The 22,316-nt window shown below is 44.1% G+C and carries 16 protein-coding genes; 9 read left to right on the top strand and 7 right to left on the bottom strand.

Annotated features, from left to right (window positions below; all coding sequences use genetic code 11):
* Nucleotides 1-12 precede the first annotated feature (12 nt).
* Nucleotides 13-939 carry a manganese-dependent inorganic pyrophosphatase gene (locus NQ095_RS18625; protein ID WP_258264934.1) on the bottom strand — a complete coding sequence of 309 codons (927 nt, stop codon included), beginning with the start codon at nucleotides 937-939 and terminating at the stop codon, nucleotides 13-15.
* 175 nt (nucleotides 940-1,114) lie between these two features.
* Between NQ095_RS18625 and NQ095_RS18620 the strand changes: the two genes are divergently transcribed.
* On the top strand, nucleotides 1,115-1,327 hold the full coding sequence (locus NQ095_RS18620; protein ID WP_258264933.1) for a hypothetical protein: 213 nt from the start codon (nucleotides 1,115-1,117) through the stop codon (nucleotides 1,325-1,327).
* Between the two features lie 27 nt (nucleotides 1,328-1,354).
* On the opposite strand, the gene NQ095_RS18615 is transcribed toward NQ095_RS18620, so the two are convergent.
* Nucleotides 1,355-2,410, bottom strand: coding sequence for a DctP family TRAP transporter solute-binding subunit (locus NQ095_RS18615; RefSeq protein ID WP_258264932.1), 1,056 nt, complete (start codon nucleotides 2,408-2,410; stop codon nucleotides 1,355-1,357).
* Nucleotides 2,411-2,485: 75 nt separating this feature from the next.
* On the opposite strand from NQ095_RS18615, the gene NQ095_RS18610 reads away from it, so the two are divergent.
* The 6 genes from NQ095_RS18610 to NQ095_RS18585 all read left to right on the top strand — a co-directional run bounded on the left by NQ095_RS18610 (nucleotide 2,486) and on the right by NQ095_RS18585 (nucleotide 9,409).
* The gene (locus NQ095_RS18610; protein WP_258264931.1) at nucleotides 2,486-4,096 is read left to right on the top strand and encodes an ATP-binding protein; all 1,611 of its coding nucleotides are present in this window, start codon (nucleotides 2,486-2,488) and stop codon (nucleotides 4,094-4,096) included.
* Nucleotides 4,080-4,775, top strand: a complete 696-nt coding sequence (locus tag NQ095_RS18605; protein WP_258264930.1) for a response regulator — start codon at nucleotides 4,080-4,082, stop codon at nucleotides 4,773-4,775. The genes NQ095_RS18610 and NQ095_RS18605 overlap by 17 nt, the downstream gene beginning before the upstream one ends.
* Nucleotides 4,776-4,912: 137 nt before the next feature.
* Nucleotides 4,913-5,908, top strand: coding sequence for a TAXI family TRAP transporter solute-binding subunit (locus tag NQ095_RS18600; protein ID WP_258264929.1), 996 nt, complete (start codon nucleotides 4,913-4,915; stop codon nucleotides 5,906-5,908).
* A gap of 42 nt (nucleotides 5,909-5,950) precedes the next feature.
* Nucleotides 5,951-6,424 (top strand): DUF1850 domain-containing protein, encoded by a 474-nt coding sequence (locus NQ095_RS18595; RefSeq protein WP_258264928.1) that lies wholly within the window; start codon nucleotides 5,951-5,953, stop codon nucleotides 6,422-6,424.
* A gap of 12 nt (nucleotides 6,425-6,436) precedes the next feature.
* Nucleotides 6,437-8,602, top strand: a complete 2,166-nt coding sequence (locus tag NQ095_RS18590; protein ID WP_258264927.1) for a TRAP transporter permease — start codon at nucleotides 6,437-6,439, stop codon at nucleotides 8,600-8,602.
* Between the two features lie 15 nt (nucleotides 8,603-8,617).
* Nucleotides 8,618-9,409 carry an SDR family oxidoreductase gene (locus NQ095_RS18585; RefSeq protein ID WP_258264926.1) on the top strand — a complete coding sequence of 264 codons (792 nt, stop codon included), beginning with the start codon at nucleotides 8,618-8,620 and terminating at the stop codon, nucleotides 9,407-9,409.
* Between the two features lie 48 nt (nucleotides 9,410-9,457).
* On the opposite strand, the gene NQ095_RS18580 is transcribed toward NQ095_RS18585, so the two are convergent.
* Both NQ095_RS18580 and NQ095_RS18575 read right to left on the bottom strand, forming a co-directional pair.
* Complete coding sequence (locus NQ095_RS18580; protein ID WP_258264925.1) at nucleotides 9,458-10,525, bottom strand: SDR family oxidoreductase; 1,068 nt, start codon at nucleotides 10,523-10,525, stop codon at nucleotides 9,458-9,460.
* A gap of 135 nt (nucleotides 10,526-10,660) precedes the next feature.
* Nucleotides 10,661-12,667: a penicillin-binding transpeptidase domain-containing protein gene (locus tag NQ095_RS18575; protein ID WP_258264924.1), complete on the bottom strand. Its 2,007-nt coding sequence runs from the start codon at nucleotides 12,665-12,667 to the stop codon at nucleotides 10,661-10,663.
* Between the two features lie 257 nt (nucleotides 12,668-12,924).
* Between NQ095_RS18575 and trhO the strand changes: the two genes are divergently transcribed.
* On the top strand, nucleotides 12,925-13,890 hold the full coding sequence (gene trhO / locus NQ095_RS18570) for an oxygen-dependent tRNA uridine(34) hydroxylase TrhO (protein ID WP_258264923.1): 966 nt from the start codon (nucleotides 12,925-12,927) through the stop codon (nucleotides 13,888-13,890).
* Nucleotides 13,891-13,949: 59 nt separating this feature from the next.
* Here the strand turns inward: trhO and NQ095_RS18565 are convergent, their stop codons facing one another.
* Together NQ095_RS18565 and NQ095_RS18560 are read right to left on the bottom strand one after the other, a co-directional pair.
* Nucleotides 13,950-19,208, bottom strand: a complete 5,259-nt coding sequence (locus tag NQ095_RS18565; protein WP_258264922.1) for a 5'-nucleotidase C-terminal domain-containing protein — start codon at nucleotides 19,206-19,208, stop codon at nucleotides 13,950-13,952.
* 414 nt (nucleotides 19,209-19,622) lie between these two features.
* Entirely contained in the window at nucleotides 19,623-20,063 is a 441-nt protein-coding gene (locus NQ095_RS18560; protein WP_258264921.1) for a VanZ family protein, read from the bottom strand.
* 166 nt (nucleotides 20,064-20,229) lie between these two features.
* Here NQ095_RS18560 and NQ095_RS22520 point away from each other — a divergent pair, with 166 nt between their 5' ends.
* The gene (locus NQ095_RS22520; protein ID WP_309137668.1) at nucleotides 20,230-21,402 is read left to right on the top strand and encodes a YecA family protein; all 1,173 of its coding nucleotides are present in this window, start codon (nucleotides 20,230-20,232) and stop codon (nucleotides 21,400-21,402) included.
* Nucleotides 21,403-21,491: 89 nt separating this feature from the next.
* On the opposite strand, the gene NQ095_RS18550 is transcribed toward NQ095_RS22520, so the two are convergent.
* Nucleotides 21,492-22,307, bottom strand: a complete 816-nt coding sequence (locus NQ095_RS18550; RefSeq protein ID WP_258264920.1) for a MetQ/NlpA family ABC transporter substrate-binding protein — start codon at nucleotides 22,305-22,307, stop codon at nucleotides 21,492-21,494.
* Nucleotides 22,308-22,316 lie beyond the last annotated feature (9 nt).

Below are 22,316 nucleotides of genomic sequence, written 5' to 3'. Positions count from 1 at the left end.
CCTTCCAATTTCTTATTTCATCGCATCCGTCAATACAGGGACGATCTGCTTCTTACGGGATACCACGCCTTTTAATAAAGCCGTGTTGTTTTGAAGCGTGACGCTGAACGCTTTCTCCACTTCAGCCGATTTGCTTCCAAGGGCAAGAGCCGTCGAGTCGTTTTCCAGGATGTCCGTTACGACAAGAAGGAATAGATCCAGTCCTTTTTCCTTGATCAGCGTTTCCATGGCCGCTTCGACTTCTGCCTGGCGTCCGAATACATCATTCACATCGACCACGTTGATTTGAGCCACTTCCACTTTGGCGTTACCCATGGAGAATTCTTTTGCATCAAGAGTCACAAGCTCAGCGACTGATTTCGTGCTCATGTTGGCGCCTGCCTTCAGCATTTCCAAGCCGTACACTTGTAGGTCTACCCCTGCGATGTCAGCCAGCTCATTTGCAGCCTCCACGTCTTCTTCCGTACACGTTGGAGATTTAAATAATAGAGAATCCGAGATGATCGCAGAAAGCATCAATCCAGCCATTTCCTTCGTGACTACTACTCCCTTTTCCTTGTAGATCTTGTTTAAGATCGTTGCCGTACATCCAACCGGCTCAGCACGGTAGTACAAAGGATCGGCCGTTTCGAAGTTCGCGATGCGGTGGTGATCGATGACTTCAAGAACGCGCACTTCCTCGATGTCCTCGGCACTCTGCTGGCGCTCGTTATGGTCAACCAGGATGACCGTATCCGTCTCAGCGGCAACCTTTTCTACTAAGCGCGGTGCATCGACTTTAAAGTAATCAAGGGCGTATTGTGTTTCACCGTTCACTTCACCTAGACGAACCGGCTCCACGTCCATGCCTACTTTCGATTTTAAATCAGCATATACAAGTGCCGAAGTGATGGTATCTGTGTCTGGATTTTTGTGTCCGAAAATTAGTGTTTTACTCATTGATCATTCTCCTAACTCTATGTAATGTGGTTCCTTGTTATCTCTCTTTACATTTTCTTATATTACCATATTCAAAAGCAAAACCGTATCTGTAAGGGTAGATTTTTTTCAATGATTGTGAAGGTAATATTCCCAGATTCTGTGTTGAAATAAGTAGAAGGTGGTAAAAAATAGGATGGATCAGATTTTACAGGCCATAAGAGAACTTCAAGGACAAATGACTCGTTTTGAAAACAACATGAATGAGCGAATGAGGAAAATCGAAAACCGCATGGACAAGCTCGTATCCAGAATGACCGTACTCGAAGAAAATCAGCAGGATACCCAGGATAACATGACGATTCTTGTAAAGGAAAACTGGGAACATAAAAGAGAACTTCATCCCTAATAATTAATAATACTAACTAACTTACATTCATCGAGGTCTGCCGTTTATTTCACCCATCTCCCCCATCAATTCCTCCCCAAAGACATCTTCATACTCCTCATATAAAGGAGCCAGCTTCTCTCTCCACTCTTCTTTCTCTGAATTCAGCAGAATATGAATATCCAAATCGGTGTTTCTCTTCAACTCCCGCATTTGCTCATCATTCATTTCAATGGAATGCCGTCGGATCCAGTCTGTGGTTTGGATCATGGCCTCCTTGATTTTCACCTGGTACTCTTCGGGTAACTCATTCCAAAATTCTTCATTCATTAATACAGCATAACCCAAGTACGAATGGTTGCTGACGGTGAGGTAGGATTGATGATCATAGAGCTTCTTGGAGTATATATTGGATATAGTATTTTCCTGTCCATCAATGAAGCCGACCTCAAGATTTTCATAGGTTTTATTAAAAGGGAGATCACTTACAGCCGCCCCCATTATTTGGTATTGCTTCTTTATGACTTCACTTGGCATTGTGCGGAAGTGTAGTCGATTAAAATCAGCGGGGGTTAGTAAAGGACGCTGATTATTTGTTATTTGTTTAAACCCGTTATACCAAAAGGTGACACCCTTTACATGTTCACGCTTTTCTGCTTTTTCCAGTAAAATCTCTCCAATCCTCCCTTCAAAAGCTTGCTGAACCTGGCTATAGCTATCGAAGGCAAAAGGTAAATCAAATAGGCAGAACTCAGGAACATATTGAGATACTTTCGATGTGGCCGGGATGATCATCTGCACATTATTATTCTTAAGGGCCTCCCACTCACTGATATCCGAATACAGGGATCCGTTCGGATAGATTTCCACCTTCACTTTTCCCTTTGTATTTTCTTCTACAAGCGCTTTAAATCGCCGAACCGCTTTTCCTTTAGGGGTATTTTCCGAAACGACATGACTCACTTTAATCACGATTTGATCCTTCATCTTTTCCTGATCATCGTCATATTCTGCCGAAAACCCATCCCGTGTTTGAAATCCAACCACATAGGCGGTCACTATCCCTGTCAGGATAAAGAGGCCAATGAACAAAAAGGTTCTCATCAGGGGAACCCTCCTCTTTCAGATTCTATTAAAAATGGTACAATAACTTTGAACAAAGAGGAAGGAATATTCAGAATGAATCGAAAACAAATGCCCATTCGCTGGAAAATGACGATATTATCCTTCGGGGTTGTCTTATTTGCCCTATTAATCGGATTCATTATTTTTGTCGGAAAAGCGATCGAGATGAAAAAAGAAGAATTAGGGAATCAGGCCCTTATTACGGCGAGGACAGTAGCCAACCTACCGACCGTTCAAAGCCACCTGGAAGATTCCCTTGGATGGAAGGAAATTCAGCCGGTGGTGGAAAACATCCGCACCGTTAATGGATCGGACTATATTGTCGTACTCAATATGAATCGGATCCGCTACTCCCATCCATCGGAAGAGCAGCTCGGCACCATATCCGCCGGTAAGGATGAAGGCCCCGCCTTTGCGGAACATAGTTACGTCTCAACGGCGAAAGGTGAACTCGGCACGGCTGTGAGGGGATTCGTTCCTGTCATGAATCCTGAACATCAACAAATCGGTGTGGTCGTTGTAGCCATCCTGCTCCCTTCCACCTTCGATATTATGAGCAATCTAAAGAATGAATTGATCATTATAGGAACGATCACCCTTTTATTCGGCATGATGGGTTCCTGGTTGTTAGCGGGACAAATCAAGAAAGACACCTTTCAGCTTGAGCCACATGAAATCGGCAGGCTTCTTGTGGAACGTACCGCAACATTCCAAGCCATGAATGAAGGAATCATCGCCATTGATAATCAACAAAGACTGACCGTTTTTAATGAAAAGGCGAAAGAAATATTACTCATTAAGGATAATCCTGCCGGAAAGTATATTGATGAAGTCCTCCCTTCTTTTAATCTACCAGACGTTCTGAGAACGAGGGAACCTGTCTATCATGAAGAAATGACATTAAACAACAGGATCATCCTAAGTTCGAGGGTTCCGATTTTGGTAAATGAAAGTATTGTAGGGGCGGTTGCCGTGTTCCAGGATCGAACAGAGATGACCAGGCTTGCAGAGGAACTGACGGGAGTCAAGGAGTTCGTCGATGCATTACGAGTACAAAACCATGAACATCAAAATGCATTACATACCGTCGCGGGACTGATTCAACTTGAAGAGAATGAGAAGGCTCTGGATTATATTTTCCAATCTTCCCGGGAAGAGGAGGATCTCTCCGCGTTCTTAGCCGAGCGAATCAAGCTTGATCGGTTGACGGGTCTTTTGTTGGGTAAAATCAGGCGTGGACGGGAACTGGGAATTGAGGTTCAGATTGATTCCGATAGTGATCTAACCTCCCTTCCTTCCCTGCTGGATGAACATGATTTTGTCATCCTCTTAGGGAACCTGATCGAAAATAGTTTATATGCGTTAAAGGACACCACGGAAGAATCAAAGTACGTACACGTCTATTTGAAAGAAGATCCAGATACGTTCCATATTGAGGTAGAAGACAATGGAATCGGTATTTCAGAAGAACAGATGCCTCAGTTATTTACACGTGGATACACGACCAAAGGAAAAGACGGTTCGGGGCTCGGACTCCACTTAATTCACAGTGTCGTGGAAAAATCGAACGGCCATATACAAGTAAAATCAACCCCAGGGGAAGGAACAGTATTTCAGCTTGCCTTTCCCATGATTGGAGGGAATACAGATGACGAAACCAATTAACGTTCTGCTCATTGAAGATGACCCGATGGTTCAAGAGGTGAATCGGATGTTCATTGAACGGGTACCGGGATTTACGGTGTGCGCCATTGCGGGAAACGGACAGGAAGGTGCAGAAAAGGTCTCTTCTTTTCAACCTGATCTTGTCCTCCTGGATAATTACATGCCCAGACAAAACGGGATCGAAACCTTACAGGCTTTTCGACAGCAGGGCACGGACGTGGATGTCATCGTCATATCTGCAGCACAGGATAAAGGAACCATCCGGGATATGATGAGGTTGGGAGTCGTTGATTACATTATAAAACCTTTCAAGTTTGAGCGGTTGAAGCAGGCTCTCGAAAAATATCGGGCTTTTAAACATCAAATATCAGGAGAAGGAATGATTGGACAGCTTGAGATCGATCAGCTTCAAGGGGGACATCCTGCTTCTGGAGCTGACAAACTTCGTGTGGATTTGCCGAAAGGGCTGAACGCCCAAACCCTTAAGCAAATCATTCAATTTCTATCCGACCAATCCGCCCCCCTTTCCGCTGAAGAGACGGCAGAAGGAATCGGGATTGCAAGGGTCACAGCCCGAAGATACTTGGATTACCTCCTGAAATCAGACCAGGTTCAGATCTTGATCGAGTATGGCGGGATCGGGAGACCGGTCAATCGCTATCAGTGGAAAAATGGATAAGGCATTCGCGCCTTATCCATTTTTATGTTCAAACAAAAAGACCGAAAAGACCAAAACGTCCTTTAAGTTCTAAATATTCTCATTTTAATATGTAAGCGTTACCATATTGAATAGGTAAACTAAAGGAGGACGAAACGATGAAAAAATTAAAGTGGATTTCAATGATAGCCATCGTCTCCATCCTATTGGCTGCTTGTGGCAGTGATGGGGCAAGTGGAGGCGATTCAGGCGGCGGTGATTCTACCAGCCAATCAGTCGTATTTGGGACAGGTGGAACATCCGGTGCTTATTATGCAATCGGTGGATCGTTAAAGCCAATTTTTGAAGAAAGTGATTCCATCGGAAATGTAACGGTAGAATCAACCGGCGCATCAGTTGCCAATATCCAGAACATCACGGACGGCTTAAATCAAATGGCCATCGTCATGAGTGACGTGGCATATGATGCCGTTGAAGGAAAAGGACAGTTCGAAGGCAATAAAGTAGATGTTCAGGCTATGGCAGGCATGTACCAGAACGTGGTGCAGGTGGTTGCGATGTCTGATAGCGGAATTAAGAGTATTGAAGATTTAAAGGGTAAGAAAGTCGGTGTCGGACAGGTAGGTTCAGGTGTGGAGCAGAGTGCAAAGAAGGTATTGGAAGCTGCCGGCCTCACGTATGATGATCTTGAAAAAGTGACTCACACCGGCTATGCGGATTCCGTGCAGGAAATGAAGAACGGAACCCTGGATGCTGCCTTCTTCACTTCGGGAGTACCAAACAGTAATATTACAGACCTGATGCAGCAAAATGATGTATCGTTTGTCGAAATCAAAGGAGATCTGGCTGACAAGCTGATGGAGAAATATCCTTTTTACAAAACGTTCACGATTGATTCAGGTGACGAAGCGAAATACAACCTGGATTCTAAAGTGGAAACCGTCGGGATTCAAAATATGCTGATCGTATCAAAAGATCTAAGTGAAGACACCGTATACGACCTGACAAAGCGTTACTATGATTACTTAGGGACGGATGCAGTGGCAGTGGCTCCCCTTAAGGAAGTCGACCGGGACGAGATGGCGAAGGACCTCATAGCTCCTCTTCATCCGGGGGCTAAAAAGTTCTATGAAGAAAAAGGATTATTGGAATAATACAGAAAGGGCATCAATCTTGGTGCCCTCTTCTTTCTATCTATGAAAAAAAGAATTCTGGTAGTCTTTATTCTTTTCCTTCTTGCCCTTTCCGCCTTCGTCCCGATGAACACCATGATCTTATCCGATGAAAAGCAAAACATAATCGTTCAGCCCTTTTTAGAAGAGAAAGACGTTTCCATACGCTGGACCCATTCTGTTGAAAAAGAAGATTGGGAAGAATTCTTTCATATTCAGGATGAAACCATTTTGCTGACTTCAACCCGGTTCAAAACGTTTGGAGCAGGCGTCCCTGATCACGCAGGAGATGATACGTATATAAAAGATGGCTGGGTGTATATGACCGGCATCCATCAAACGATCGGGAGCTCATTGCGTTTTCAAACAGGCAAGGAGACGAATCATCGCATTCGAGAGAGCGGACGGACCACTTCTCTTGATCCCCAAGTGTCCTATCAATTATCGGTAAGGTCCGTCCCTCTGTATAAAGTAATTTATTTGATTGTTAAAGATTAAGCGAGGTGACTTATGATGAAAAACGAGAAGAATACATCAGTGGAAGAGTTGGACCGGGAAGGAAATACGAGGAGTAAATACCCAAAGGCGATCGGTCTATTCCTTTTAGTATTGGCAGCCGGGATTGCCCTCTTCCATTTATATACGTCCTATGCCGGTGCATTGGTGGACGTGAAACAGCGAAGCATTCACTTATATGGACTGATGGCGATTGGCTTCATCCTATACCCCTTTGTTAGTAAAAAGAAAGATCAATCGGTTCCGTTTTATGACTATATCCTAAGTGGATTATCCTTGATCGTCGGCATTTATATGTTATTCAGTGCAGAACGGATCATCCGTACAGGCGGGCAGATCAACGATATGGATTTCTACGTCGGGATCCTCGTCATCGTCCTGATTCTGGAACTGACCAGACGTGTGACCGGGTGGGGATTGACCCTCCTGGCGCTCGGATTCTTGCTTTACGGTCTCTATGTGAAACTGTCGATCTATCCTGAATTGAATTCGCAGATCACGCTGACCGTGACCAAAAAGATGATTTCACAACTTGTCTATATTACGGAAGGGATCCTAGGTACGGCGATTGGTGTATCTGCCAGTTACATCATTCTATTCATCCTGTTCGGAGCGTTCTTAAGCCGGTCCGGAATGGGGAAATTATTTAACGATCTTGCCTTGGCCGTTGCTGGTCATACGAAAGGCGGTCCCGCTAAAGTTGCCGTCATTGCCAGCGGGTTTCTCGGCTCCATTAACGGATCAGCCGTTGCCAATGTCGTGACGACAGGTGCCTTTACCATTCCCTTGATGAAAAAGATCGGCTACAAGAAAGAATTTGCAGGAGCCGTCGAATCAGCCGCCAGTGTGGGTGGACAGATCCTCCCGCCGATAATGGGTGCCGCAGCCTTCATTATGGCTGAAAATCTTAATATCCCTTATACAAAAGTGATTTTGGCCGGGATCATCCCCGCCCTCTTATTCTACATCGGAATCCTGCTTCAAGTGCACTTCAGAGCATCCAAGCGGGGATTGAATGGAGTACCAAAATCGGACCTTCCATCCGTGAAAGCCGTTTTGGCAGAGCGTGGCCATTTAATCATTCCGATGGTGATTCTTCTATACTTATTATTCTCAGGAAAAACGCCATTCTACGCTGCCTTTTGGTCCATTTTAGCCACCATCATCATTTCAGGATCAAAGCAGGTTCTGGCCTTATCGACTCTGCTGGGGGTATTCTTTGTGTTTCAACCACAAGTGAATGGTCTTCTATCCGGTGAAGGGATTCCCCCGTTGAAAAACGGATGGTGGGAACTACTGTTGGTTGTGGTGATTCCCCTACTGATCAATCTGTTCAGAAAATCCAGAAACCTGGAAGCTGAAGAAATCGGATTAAAGGATTGTGTTCAGGCATTGGAAGAAGGGGCGAAAACGACGATACCTGTCGCCGTTGCCTGTGGTGCCGTGGGGATTGTGGTAGGAGTGGCTTCACTAACGGGAGTGGCCCTGGAACTCGCCAACAGCATAGTCGGGATCGGTGAAATGATCGACAGCCCCCTCCTACAGCTTGTGATTACGTTATTGCTGACGATGGTGACATCCATCGTGCTGGGCATGGGACTGCCGAGTATCCCGACCTACATCATTACGAGTACGATGGCAGCACCGATCCTTTTACAATTGCCCCTGTTCCGTGAAATGGCCGGTTCGACGGAAACGGCCGTGTTTGTCGCTCATATGTTTGTGTTCTACTTTGGTATCTTTGCGAACATCACGCCTCCTGTCGCATTGGCGGCCTTTGCCGGAGCGGGAATCAGCGGCGGTGATCCGACGAAGACCGGATTCCAGGCGATGAGGCTCGCCATAGCCGGGTTCATCGTTCCATTTATGTTTGTGTTTTCCCATGAAATGCTGATGGTCGATGCTACGGTTACAAGCATCATCACGCTCACCCTGACATCTGTGATCGGCGTATTTCTGTTATCCGTGGCCATTGAAGGCTATTTCAAGAAAAAGTTCCCTATCAACCTGCGTCTCATCAGTGCAGTTGCAGCCTTTCTCCTGATTTATCCCGGCTGGGTGACAGACATCATCGGATTCGCGGTATTCGTCTTTGTTCTGTTTTGGAACTACCAGGGAAAGGGTAAACCGATGAACAAAGAGATCAATATTCCCAATTAAATGAGGTGAAAGGAAATGGATTTCGGTTTAAAAGATAAAGCAGTCATCGTGACCGCATCAAGTAAAGGTTTAGGAAAAGCAACGGCACAGGAACTGGCAAAAGAAGGAGCCCGTGTACTTATTTCCAGCAGAAATGAAGAAGAACTTCAAAAGACCGCAAATGAAATCATTGACTTAACTGGGAATCAGCACATTCATTACACGACATGTGATATGACCAAGCCCGAAGATATCCGGTCCCTTGTTGAAACTGCGGTATCGAAACTTGGTGGAGTGGATATTCTCGTCAATAATACCGGCGGTCCACCAGCAGGAGGATTTCAAAAATTCGAGGATGACGATTGGCAGTATGCCTTTGAATTGAACCTGCTCAGCTATATTCGAACGATCAGGGAGGTTATCCCCCATATGAGAAGGAATAATGGTGGGCGGATCGTGAATATTGCTTCATCTTCCACGAAGCAAGCCATCGACGGTCTGATTCTATCCAATACGTTCAGGACCGGAATGGTCGGGTTATCTAAAAGCTTATCAAGGGAACTCGCCCAGGATCACATTCTCATCAATACGGTCGGTCCCGGAAGAATTGCAACAGACCGGGTGGCGGAGCTTGATCAACTAAACGCTGAGAAGCGGAATATGACCGTTGACGAGCTGAGAAGTATGAGTGAAAAAGCGATTCCTATAGGGAGATACGGTGAGCCAGACGAGTTTGCCAGGGTGATTGCTTTTCTCGTTTCAGACGCAAATACCTACTTAACCGGTCAATCCCTGGTTGTAGATGGTGGAATGGTTACAGCTTTATAGTAAGAAAGAGGCTGGGACAAAACACTTTTGTCCCAGCCTCTTCTTCATCTATACAATGAGTTTTCCACTATTCTCCCCAGATCCAGCACGGATGATCATTTCGATCGTCTCATCCGACATTTTCAGGTGTGCTGTATCCGTCCCTGCAATCAGTTCTTGTGTATTGTGGTCCTCAAACGTCAACGCCCCGGCCAGGTACACTTTGAACACTTCAATCAAATTGTTTAACTTCATCTCTTCTTCATCCAATTCATGTTCATCCACGTTTTCCACTACCGATAAGTTCTCGAATTGAAGGGCTTCTTTTAGCTTCTTGAGCAGTTCAATATTTTCTGGTGGATTGGGATTGGTAATATGATAGATTTTGTCCGGTCGGGCTTTGAGAGGAGCAAGACTTAGAATATCTGCAACGTAATCGACGGGAACCAGATTCGATGTTCCGTTCTTAGCAGCAACCAGTCTGTAGGTACGCTCACCATTTCGTCTCTCTGTCTTACGCTTAAATACTGCGAGAGCACGCATGAATCCATACAGTGTAAATTGAGAATCCGCTTCACCCGTCTTGGAGTCGCCCACAATGATGGCCGGCCGGAAGATGGACACGTCCATTTTGTCCCGGTATGAAAACACAAGATGTTCCGATTTCACTTTGCTTTCCTCATATGGATTATGGAATTCTCCGTCTGTCGGGTAAAGCTCCTCTATTCCTTTCGCCAACGTTCCAACTGTGTAAGCCGTACTCACATAGTAAAATGTCTTCACTCCCAGGGATTCAGCCAGTTCAAGAACATTCTTTGTACCATCGTAGTTTGCCGCAAACAGTTCATCTCGCAGATCCAGGTCAAACTTCACAAGGGCTGCAAGATGATAGACAGCATCTATTTTACCAGTTAACCACTCCAGGTCTTCCGCACTCAAACCGGCATGTGGGAAAGTGATATCTCCTTGAAAAATATGAATCCTTCCTTGGTCGGCTGCTTGCAAAGAGTCTCGCAACCTCTCAGCCTTCTCTACATTTCTCACTAAAATATAGATTTCATTCTGTTTATCTTGTAAAAGGTTCTTGATCAGTTTTCCACCAAGAAAGCCTGTCGATCCCGTTAAAAATACGTTCACATTGATCACCCCTGTTGAATTTCAATCTCGTTGGTCATTCCGTTTATCATATCACAGATTGAAAGCGTAATCGCAGTGGGATGAGAGATGGAACATGATGACAAAAAAGAGAGGGTCATCTTCCCCTCTCTACCACTATTTCCAACTATCGTAAAACTTCTTAGTTACTTGGACTGTATGGGTACTCCCGCCGGCATCTTGTACATCTTCAAGCAGCATGGCGAGAACCATGGACGGGTCATTTTGATCGTAGGAAACGAACACTCCATTTTCTGTTCCTGTTGTCCCCTGTTCTGACTTGATCTCTGCCGTCCCTGTTTTACCGGCAATCGCTTTTCCTTCTACACTCGCTTTTCCGGCGATGCCTTCTGTGACCACTTTTCGAAAATTCGTCTTCATCATGTCAGCCTGCTCTTTCGAAAGCAGGTCTTTCTTCCACACTTTTGGTTCTTCTTCTTTAAGGAGTTTTGGTTCCATCATGGTACCATCGTTGATGATCCCGCCGTATGCACTAGCTATATGAACGATACTCATCAGCACTTCCCCTTGACCAAAAGCAGAATCCGCCAGCTGGACTTCTTTGGAGATTTTGCCGTCGTTCGAAACCTGTGACTCATAAATGGGATACGACATAGGGATTTCTTCGCCAAAACCGAAATCCTTCAAACCGGCAATAAACGTCTCTGCACCCATATCCAGTCCGACCCGTGCAAAATAGATGTTATCCGAGAATTTAAGGGCGCTTTCCAGATCCACTTTGCTTTCATTGTCAAAGACACGGACCACTTTATAATTCCCCCATGACTCATCCTTTTGCCACTTCTTCCCCGGGATATCATAGATTTTGTTTGGATCAAGCTTGCCGGATTTCAGACCGACGGATGCCGTGATGCCTTTCATCGTCGACCCTGGTGAAAAAGCAAGTGGGAATCGATTCCGGAGGGGCTTGTTCGGATCATCCGCCAGTTTCTTATATTGTTCTGAAGACATCCCCAATACGAATTCATTCGGATCATAGGCAGGGGTGCTCACAAGGGCGAGCGCTTCTCCCGTTTGTGGATTGATGGCGGCTGCCGTTCCCGCCTCATCCTTCATTTGTGCGAATATTTTCTTTTGCATCTCGGCATCGATGGTAAGAGTGATATTCTTTCCGTCTTCAACTGGTTGCTCGGCTACGGTGAAGGTGTCTTCTGAATCTTGTTTCTTTAGATAGATACGCTGACCGTCTTTGCCCCGCAGCTTATCCTCATAGACTTCCTCCGCTCCGCTTAAACCCATCAATGACTGAGCAGTATAGCCTTTGTCCTTCAGCTTCTCCAATTTCTCTGCTGTAAGCTTTCCAATATAACCGGTGAGGTGGGCAGTGGCTTCTCCGTACGGGTATTCCCTTGCAGGCACCCGCTTGGAGTAAAGCCCGTCCAGTTCAATTACGTCCAATGCGAGAGGACGCTCCTTTAAGGCAATTTTTTTAATTGGGACAAAATAGTCAGGCTTCACCCAGCTTGCGTCCAATTTACTCTTTATTTGTTCTGGTGATATATCCAGTAAGGATGAAAGCTTACTCAAGTCATTTTCATTGAACTCTTTCGGGACAATCCCGAGCTCAAATGCTTCCCCGTTGGCAGCAAGGGGCTGCTGATTCCGGTCGAGGATCTCCCCCCGTTTGGCCGGGATGCTTTCCACTCCGACTTTATCATCCTTTTCCATTTCAGGCAGGATGAACGAAGAGTCCCAATCCACGAACCAATTTTCATCGTCGTCCTTCTTTTCTTTAGTCAACGTGACATCTTTTTTATACGAAACCTCACCGGCGAGGGTGTTAAATGCAATGGTCATGGGAAACTTCGCTTGTGTTTCTTTGTCCCATTCGACTTCTTTGTCCGGCTTTTTAAAAGATACTTTGACATCCTTCACTTCCAGATCTTTATAGATATCTTTATATCTCGTGACGAAATCTTCTTTTTTGAATGTTTCTTTAGTAGAGGTGTTCACATAGTCTGAGAACATTTTATCAAATTTCCCTTTATTCCAAAGATCCACGTATTCCTGCAGGCGATCATCCGGCTGGGCCTTTTCCTGACATCCTGCGAATAGTAGACTGATAGCGACGAAGAGACAAAGCAGCATGATTTTTTTGATCATATGTAGTGACAACCCCTTGATTATTTTTCTTGTTATATTCATTGTTTCAAATCGTATCCAGATTTACAAATTTAATGTATTTAATTTTTTGTTTCAAAACCAAATCCCACCACCATTTCCTCACAATCCCCAGTATTTCTCATTCTCATATGATGCAATTTCACAAAAATTTGTTATAATAGTACATCGTAAGAGTAATAAGGAACTGAATCCTAAGATTATATCTTGCAAATATATATCGATAGGTGGAAATAAACATGAAAGATTATCGAGTACTACTGTATTACAACTATGTTGACATTGAGAACCCGGAGGAAGTCACTGCCCAGCACAAACAAATGTGTGCTGATATCGGCCTTATGGGACGCATCCTGATTTCGTCTGAAGGAATCAACGGGACATGTTCCGGTACGATCGAGCAGACGGACGCGTATATGGAAGCGATGAGACAGGATCCTCCCTTCAAGGACACTGTATTCAAGATCGACGAAGCAGACGGGCATGCGTTCAAGAAATTGAAAGTGAAGCACCGTCCAGAGCTTGTGACTCTTCGTCTTGAAGATGATGTGAATCCGAATGAGCTTACGGGTGAATACCTTGATCCAAAGGATTTCTTTGAACAAATCCAGCAGGAAGATACGATCCTTCTTGATGCACGTAATGACTATGAATATGAACTTGGACACTTCAGAGGAGCCGTGAAGCCGGACATCAAAAACTTCCGCGATCTTCCGAACTGGGTCCGCGATAATAAAGATAAATTAGAAGGCAAAAAGATCATTACGTATTGTACAGGTGGAATCCGCTGCGAAAAATTCTCGGGCTGGTTAGTGAAAGAAGGCTTTGAGAATGTTGCACAGCTCCACGGTGGAATCGCAACTTACGGAAAAGACCCTGAAGTAAAAGGTCAACTGTGGGACGGTCAGCTTTACGTATTCGACGAGCGTATCGGTGTTCCCGTCAACCAGACCGAGCACGTTGTCGTAGGGAAAGATTTCTACAGTGGAGAACCTTGTGAGCGCTACGTAAACTGTGCCAACCCGCCTTGTAACCGAAAGATTCTTTGCTCAGAAGAAAATGAGCATAAATATATGAGAAGCTGCTCGGATGAGTGCCGCAAGAGCCCTGAGAACCGCTATGTCATGGAACATGGTTTGACGGAGGAAGAAGTGGCAGAGCGTTTGGCAGTGATTGAGAATGAAAAAGAAAAAGCGACGATGTAAATTGCATAAAAAGCACTGGCTGAGTAATCAGCCAGTGCTTTTTTAATCTTCTTCCGGAATTACGGTCTGCCACATAATCCAAATAATGTACATAACCAATTCTTTAACTTTTTAATAAAGTCGAAGAAATCGTCTTGCCAGCCACCATCTCCGGGTTCATCCTGCTGTTCCTCTTGAATGATTCTCCCTTCAACTTTTGGAGAGACGTTTTTATGTTTAGCTAAATAGTCAGTGAATACTTCATAATCCACTTGGAATAGTTCCGTCATTCGACCTTCATCTTTAGCTGCTTTAAACATGCTGTAACCGTCACCGCCATCAGCCGTAAAGGCATTGGTTGCAACTGTGTACATCTTCTCAGGGTCAATTTCCTTAAACCCTTTATCTGTTTTCACTTCTACAAACCATACACGCTCACCAACCGGTTTGTTAATGTCGTATTTGAAGTTGATTCCAGATACTTGAAGGAAACGGCCTTCCCCGGTTTCAATTCCACTTACACTGTGCTCAAGGGCATCCAGAATCTCCTGGCCAGTTAAGTCAAGGGTTACCAGATTATTACCGAACGGCATCGTTGTTAAAACTTCACCCAAAGTAATTTTCCCTTTATCGATGGAAGCACGGATACCGCCGCCGTTTTGAAGTCCAATATGGGTCTTCACCGATTCATTTGCCTTTTCTACCATGGCATCTGCAATCAGGTTTCCTAAGTTGGTTTCTTTCGTACGGACATCTGCACGTTCACCGTTTAAAGCTACTTTTGTTTTACCTACGACTTCGTTTTTAATTTCTTCCAAAGGGGCTTTGAACTCATGTACTTTCGCAAGTGCATCAGGATCTTCTTCGTATTCCTTGAGGTCAAGTACCTCCCCCTCATGACTTGTTATGACACCTTCAGAGTCGAACGTTACATCTAATAATCCAAGAAGATTTAAATACTCTCCTGCTTGTACGATCAAAGTAGGTTCTTCTTTATCAATGACTACCGGCTCATCCAATACAGTATGCGTATGGCCTCCGACAATAACGTCAATTCCATCAACGGCTTCAGCAAGTTCCAGGTCATGTGAGTAGCCAAGATGAGAAAGAACGATGATTTTGTTTACACCTTCATCTTTTAGCATGTCGATTGTAGCAGCTGATTTTTCGGCAGCATCTTCAAAAACAATATTTTCTCCTGGGCTTGAGAGAAATTCTGTTTCAGGAGTTGTCAGTCCGAAGATCCCTACTTTTTCTCCGTCTACTTCTTTAATGATGGCAGGGTAGATGTTCCCGCCTTCACCTGGAGTTCCCACTTCATTTTTCTTTAGTGGTTCAAGGTCAGCATCTCCTGTCACTTGGACATTTGAAGAAACCATTGGAAAATTCATTTCCTTAATGAAGTTTGCTATTGTCTTAGAGTCTTTATCGAATTCATGGTTTCCTAGAGTCATAGCATCATAACCCAGTTCATTCATGAACCATAGATCGGCAAGACCTGAGTATTGGCGGAAGTAGAGTGTTCCGGAGAATACATCCCCTGCATCCAATAAAAGAGAATTTTCTTTCTCTGCACGAACTTCCTTAACTGCTGTGAATAGGCGCGGATATCCTTCCACGTGGGCATGTGTATCGTTCGTGTGCATGATGGATAAATTGAAATCTGTATTTTCTTCAGGAGCTGCTTCTTGAACGATGCGTCCTTCCACATCTGGTGAAACCGGATTGTTCTTTTCAAGATATGAAGTGAACACTTCAAAGTCCGCTACAAACAGTTCCGTTTGGCGACCTTCTTCTTTCGCTTCCTTGAACATCGTATATCCGTCTCCACCATTTGCCGTGAATGCGTTAGTGGCAACAGAGTACATTTTTTCAGGGTCGATCTTTTCATATCCATTGCTTGTTTTCACTTCCAGATACCATACCCGTTCCCCGGCAGGCTTATTAACGTCATACTTGTATTTGATTCCTGATACTTGTAGGAATTCCCCTGGTGCGTCCTGACCTTCAACTCTTGATACACTGTGTTCAAGGGCGTCTTTAATTTCCTGACCAGTTAAATCCAGTGTGACAAGTTGATTTCCGAAAGGCATTGTCGTTAATACTTCTCCAAGGGTGATGTCACCGGCATCGATCGACGCCCGGATTCCTCCGCCATTTTGGAGTCCGATGTACGTTTCGACGGACTCATTGGCCCTTGCAACCATTCCATCAGCGATTAAATTACCTAAGTTTGTTTCTTTTCTGCGGACGTCGGCACGTTCACCATTCAGAGCTACTTCTGAGGTGCCGACCACTTCACTCTTTAATTCTTCCAGTGGAGCTTTAAATTCTTCCACTTTTGCAAGAGCATCCTCATTTGCTTCATATTTCCCTAGGTCAAGCACTTCACCTGAATGATTGGTTACGACACCCTCATCATTGAAGGTAACATCCAATAAACCAAGCAGGTTTAAGTACTCTCCAGCCTGCACGATCACAGTCGGTTCTTCTTTATCGATGACAACTGGTTCTTCCAATACGGTATGGGAGTGACCGCCGACGATCACATCAATACCATCTACCGCTTCTGCCAGTTCCAAATCTTGAGCATAACCCAAGTGAGATAGGGCGATGACTTTATTGACTCCTTCATTTTTCAGCATTTCAATTGTTGAGGCTGCTTTTTCAGAAGGATTTTCGAAGAAAATATTTTCTCCTGGATTCGAGATGAATGCTGTATCCGGAGTGGTTAATCCAAAGATCCCTACTTTTTCCCCGTCTACTTCTTTAATCATGGCAGGATAGATATTACCGCCATCACCCGGGGTGCCGATGTCATTTTTCATAAGTGGCTCTAAATCCATGTCACCGGTAACCGAAACATTTGACGACACCATTGGGAAGTTCATTTCTTTAATGAAGTCTGCAAGTGTCTTAGAGTCTTTATCAAATTCGTGATTACCAAAGGTCATGGCGTCATAACCAAGCTCATTCATGAACCAAAGATCAGCAAGACCTTTATATTGACGGAAGTAAAGAGTTCCTGAAAATACATCTCCCGCGTCTAATAATAGAGCGTTTTCTTTTTCAGCACGGACTTCGTTCACCGCTGTAAAGAGCTTAGGATAACCCTCCACGTGTGCGTGCGTATCGTTCGTATGCATAATGGAAAGGTCAAATTCATCATTGCTTTCCGCTGATAAGTCAAACTGCCCGATATAGGCATCATGGTCGCTTGCCCGGCCATGTTCTTCCATGTACGGAGAATTAAAGTTGACGATATCATATTCTGCACCTGCAGCAAGGCGATTGGAAACAAGCATATGATCCAGTACCTGTGCATTCCCTTGGTACGTATACGTGTATCGTTCACTTGCAGGAAGCGTTTCAACAAGATTTGTCAACTCTTCTCCCTTCAGCTTTTGTAAAGGAGCTGAGAATTCAAAGTCGTTTAAATCTCCCATTACAACTACATTGGCATCTTCATTCTTTTTCTCAATATCAGATACGAATGAATTCACAATTTCCGCGATTTGTAGACGTTGCTCTTCACTGCCCAGTACAGGTGGCTGATTTTTACCGAAAACGGGTTGATCTCCACCTTTAGAGTTGAAGTGATTGTTCACGACGATAATGTCTTCGCCTTTAAAGTTGAACTGTGCAGCTAATGGCTTTCGGCTGTCGTCGAATGCAGGGTTCGTCGGATCGATTCTTCCCGGATTCAATGTCAAGGAGCCGTTTTCATATGCCACAGCGGTTGTGGCGTTACCTTTTGTACCTTCAGCCAATGACACACGGTCTGGATTATAGAGGAATCCTACTCTGATATTCCCCCCAGGTACACCGCCATCTTCTTTATCTTGAGGAGCAATTTCCGTCCAAGAATAGGTAGGGCCTCCGAAACCTGCAATAGCGTCACTCAGTGCTTTATAGTTAGCATCAGCCTTCACAACTCCATCATCCGTGGTACCACTTTCATCCAATACTTCCACTAAACCGATGATGTCAGGAGATTTTAAATTCTCCACCATTGATTTCGCAAGCTTATCCCGCTTCGCTGTATCGGATGCTGCAAAGTTCTCAATGTTGTAACCTGCTACTGTTAATTTGTCATCTGCCTTTTCAATTGTTGTCACTTCCGGAGTGAATTCACGCTCTGTCAATTCCGGAAGACTTTCTTCATTTACAAGTATTTTAAAATTACTGAAACTGTAACTGACTACTCCTGTTACTGATCCATTAAACTGGTCACCTGTTTTCGTAACAAAATCTCGGTTATCCAATAGTAGGAACATTCTTTCAGGATTTTGGTTTTCTTTTGTTAATAATGGTGCTCCTTCTTTCGTATATGCTTTTCCTTCCACTTGTTCAGTAATGACTGGGACTTCCCCATATTTCTGAGGACCTGTTACAGTTGGATTATCAAGTGAAACACGCATTCCTTCAAGGCTTTCGTAAAAATCGATCCCGTCCTGTTCTGGATCGAATTCCCCGAATTGATCGTTATCGACCACTTCTGTAGGAGGGTTTACATCTTCTCCCATCACCAGAGCTGCCGGGAGGTCATTGTTACCTGAAGCAACGATCACATTCCCATACTGTGCGTTTAATTCGGTCATCGCTAGATCTGTTTGTAATTTCTCGTCATATCCATCCAGTACCCATTCTTTCACCTGACCATCAACAGCCACTTTATCACCAAGCTTCACTCCATGAGCCGGCTTATAGACAAGTATTGCTTCTGATGTTTTATCATTATCATCTGCTTGGGCATCTTGCATGTAGAAATTGCTGGCATCCACGACGTGAGTGACGATACCCTCTACGCCTTTTACTTTTTCTGTATTGTAAGGCGATGTATGTGCTTCACCTTGAATATCATGAATCCGCAAGCCTTCAATACCATCATATGGGGTTGGTTCATCCGGATCTTCCCCTTCAAAAGTCATCGTTGTAGGAGCTTTTAATCCCGGAACGGTAAAGTAAGCTTCCAGACTTCCAGTAATAATGACTTTTTTTCCTATGATCTCCGGGTTTGTTAGAAGTCCGAATTCCGCTCTGAAAGCAGATGGCAGTTGAACCGGAAGAATCTTTGATGGATCTGTCTCATCCGGACTGTCTGCAATGGCATAATTCGTATCTCCTGTGAAAGGAGCTTCAAAATCATAACTGTTAGTAGCTTTTGTATGAGCTACAATATACCCCGTAACGGTACCGGTACCACTATTGTTTGCGATCGCTTCCTGGACCGTTAAATAGTCTGCTGCTGAAGCCATTGAGCCAATCGGAACAATATAACTTACAAGCATGGCCAAGATCGTTGTTACGATGAACAACTGTTTCTTCAAAATCTTCAACCTGGTTCCTCCTCAAAATGTTTTCGAATAGTGAGATAAGCCTATGTACCTGTTCATCTACATGTTTTAGCTATATCCCCAATCCCTTTGTCTATGGCATAAATACCTTCTAAGGTTTTGTAAGCGCTTTCTTAATAGTATAATCGGTTCCCTTGGAAGGCATCGATTCATGCCAAAAATACGTAGATTAATGAATGATATTGACTACAATCTACCTATTTGGAAACACCCCCGCATGTTTATTTCCTGTTCACATTCTGTTGAATCTTGTAAAACAAGTACTCTATAAATATATCATTTTTTTGTCGAGGATTATTGAATTATATAAAAATTTACAAAAATGGGACAATGGATTCATAGTTCCTTAAAAAAGCATGTCGAAAAAGGAGGGATTCCCGTTCCTATAGGATATCTTTAATGATGTGTAGAATTTGACTGCCATTTGGATTTTGACCTGTCCATATAATGAAGACTTTTACCTATAAAAATAAATAATAGTATTCCCACACTGTCATAACAAACGTCTAATAAACAACCTGTCCTGGAAAAATATAATTGCGCGATTTCAGTAAAAGATGCGTACGCAACAGAAAATAAAAATACTGTGGTCAGCCTTTTAAATATCCAATGAAAAAAAGTAGCCAGCCAAAAGAAACAAAAAGCATGACCCGCTTTTTGTTGTAAATATCCCGGACTGCTAAACGGATAGTCTGAAAAGTTAAAAAATGGTTTAACGTCAGGTTGACCTGTCCATTGAAATCTCAAATCATAGTAGTGGAGTAAGTTGTGGATATTTTCGGTACAAGTTAAACAAAATAGTAGTCCCATGTATGTGACTACTGCCGCCGTTTTCATAAGCAACCCCTCCCTGGTTACCATTATTGCCATTATTGAATAAGTTTAAAAGTTAGTGTTATTGTTTCTCTCCTTATTTCATCGCATTGGGAGCCAAGCTATTGTGTGTCAAGATTCGTCCCTCTTCCCTTTTCCCCTCCCTCCCATTACACTTAAGGAAAATATCATGATAAAGGATGGTTGGATGAGTCGTTTTGTTGAGAGGGTCGAGCCTTATTTTTTGAGTGAGGATCCGTTTGTGCAGAGGTATGCGATTGAAATGTTGGAAGGTTCCTATTTGGTAAATGGTGATACATTTTTAACTGGGTTAAAAGCCCATGACCGGGGAGAGGTTTCGGAATTCTCTTCGCCTGTACTCCCTTACTTAATGTACATGCCGTTGAATGAGGAAGGGATGAAGGAGGTAGTCAATCGGTTGAACAGCCTTAGCAAAAAGGAGACCGACGTACTCTTCTACATTCAATTACTAGCGAATGCCGATACAGAATTGCTGATCAAGTACAGTAACGAAGTAAAACCTTTTATAGATGAAGGGCAATTGAAGAAGATTGCGAAGCTTCCTGATTTGAAAGATGAGGAATTATTCATGGAGCTTGCTGACGTCATGTTTAACTTGAATACTTATGATTATGACCAAGTGTATTTTGACCATGGGAAAAGGATCGTTCACGAGCTAGTTAAAAATGGCGAAATTAAAAGCTTGGACGTACAGATCGAGGAAGATGAGTTAGTCGGCTTCGAGCTCATATACACAGTATATATGGCTGGGGAAATCCGCGAAGAAAGCGTGATTCAACAATTGATGAACCTTTTCAAAAATGAGGAAGCAGAAGATTTGCTATTGGAGGAAGCGGCCAATGCCCTGGTGAAGATAGGAACAGATCAGGCTGTGGCAGAGGTTGAAAAAGTAGCTCTCTATGGGAATACCTATTTCTATACACTGGACGTATTAGGAAGAATCAAAAGCGCGGAGGCGGAACAAGCACTGTTACGGTTATTTGATCAAACAGATGACATTACCGCCAAAACGCTGATATCAGATTATTTATGTCAGCAGTTATCAACTGAAGCGATTCCCAAAATCGAAGCATTCCTCGAAGAAGGCTATGATGAAAACATGCTTTGTCTGGAAGAATCCATTTATGTGAACTGCGTCATGAATGGAATCGACCATCCTAAACTCCTTAAATGGAGGAACTTCATCGAAGAAGTGGAACGCCAATCATTGGATGAGCAACCGATCCTCGTGACACAACCCGTCCAAACAGGAGACAAAGTAGGTCGCAATGACCCCTGCCCGTGTGGAAGCGGAAAAAAATATAAGAAATGCTGCCTATAAGCGAGGGACGGACCTCCGCATTTTCATGCGGAAGTCCGTCCCTATCACGTTCTGCTGTTCGATTACGATGAAATTGGAGGTCCGTCCCTCTACTTCATCCACTCCGGTTTGCCGAAGCCTTTGAATTCTGTGTCGATGATTTTTTCGAATTGGTCTGCTTGGACGACGGCTTTGATGTCTTTGGCAAGTTGTGAGTCGACGTCTTTTGTGTTCATGACTACGCGGTTTCGGTATTGGTCAGGCATGTCCTCCAATTGCAGGGCATCGAGAAGGTCCATGTCTGCTGCCAGTGCATAGTTCCCAGGCACTGCTGATAGATCGACACTGTCGACAGCCCTTGGAAGCTGTGCCGCTTCGATCGGTTTGAACTGTAGGTTTTTCACATTTTCATCTATGTCTTTTTCAGATACGGTCAATGGATCCGTGTCAGGTTTTAACGTGATCAGCTTGGCATCTTCCAGGATTTGAAAGGCACGTGCCGCGTTCGTCGGATCATTCGGAATGGCGATGGCACTGCCTTCTTTGATATCTTTGATGGAATCGAATTTTTGTGAGTAGATCCCCATTGGCGCCGTCGGTACGACAATCACTTCGGATAAATCCATGTTATGCTGCTTCGCGAAGGTTTCCATATAGATCTTATGCTGGAACAGGTTCGCATCCAGGTCTCCCTGTGCCAGTGCGTTGTTCGGCTGGATGTAATCACTGAATTCCTTCACTTCCACCGTGTAGCCTTTTTCTTCAAGACCGGGCTTGATCGCTTTGGTCACCATATCACTATATGGACCGGATGTCGCTCCGATGGTCACTTCTTTTTTATCTTCCGAGCTTGCCTCTTCTCCGCCGCAGGCAGCCAGTAAGCTCACTGTTACCGCTAATGCTACAAATAATATCCACTTTTTCACTTGTTGTTC

Source organism: Rossellomorea sp. SC111, from assembly GCF_024733565.1.
Taxonomy (GTDB): Bacteria; Bacillota; Bacilli; order Bacillales; family Bacillaceae_B; genus Rossellomorea.
Note: the sequence above shows the minus strand (reverse complement) of the source record. Positions and strands in the feature narration are given on the sequence as shown.

Bases quoted from the DNA above. Each gene is read 5' to 3' on its own strand.
- NQ095_RS18625 (WP_258264934.1), bottom strand. From the start codon at position 939: ATGAGTAAAACACTAATTTTCGGACACAAAAATCCAGACACAGATACC.
- NQ095_RS18620 (WP_258264933.1), top strand. From the start codon at position 1,115: ATGGATCAGATTTTACAGGCCATAAGAGAACTTCAAGGACAAATGACT.
- NQ095_RS18615 (WP_258264932.1), bottom strand. From the start codon at position 2,410: ATGAGAACCTTTTTGTTCATTGGCCTCTTTATCCTGACAGGGATAGTG.
- NQ095_RS18610 (WP_258264931.1), top strand. From the start codon at position 2,486: ATGAATCGAAAACAAATGCCCATTCGCTGGAAAATGACGATATTATCC.
- NQ095_RS18605 (WP_258264930.1), top strand. From the start codon at position 4,080: ATGACGAAACCAATTAACGTTCTGCTCATTGAAGATGACCCGATGGTT.
- NQ095_RS18600 (WP_258264929.1), top strand. From the start codon at position 4,913: ATGAAAAAATTAAAGTGGATTTCAATGATAGCCATCGTCTCCATCCTA.
- NQ095_RS18595 (WP_258264928.1), top strand. From the start codon at position 5,951: ATGAAAAAAAGAATTCTGGTAGTCTTTATTCTTTTCCTTCTTGCCCTT.
- NQ095_RS18590 (WP_258264927.1), top strand. From the start codon at position 6,437: ATGATGAAAAACGAGAAGAATACATCAGTGGAAGAGTTGGACCGGGAA.
- NQ095_RS18585 (WP_258264926.1), top strand. From the start codon at position 8,618: ATGGATTTCGGTTTAAAAGATAAAGCAGTCATCGTGACCGCATCAAGT.
- NQ095_RS18575 (WP_258264924.1), bottom strand. From the start codon at position 12,667: ATGATCAAAAAAATCATGCTGCTTTGTCTCTTCGTCGCTATCAGTCTA.
- trhO (WP_258264923.1), top strand. From the start codon at position 12,925: ATGAAAGATTATCGAGTACTACTGTATTACAACTATGTTGACATTGAG.
- NQ095_RS18560 (WP_258264921.1), bottom strand. From the start codon at position 20,063: ATGAAAACGGCGGCAGTAGTCACATACATGGGACTACTATTTTGTTTA.
- NQ095_RS22520 (WP_309137668.1), top strand. From the start codon at position 20,230: ATGATAAAGGATGGTTGGATGAGTCGTTTTGTTGAGAGGGTCGAGCCT.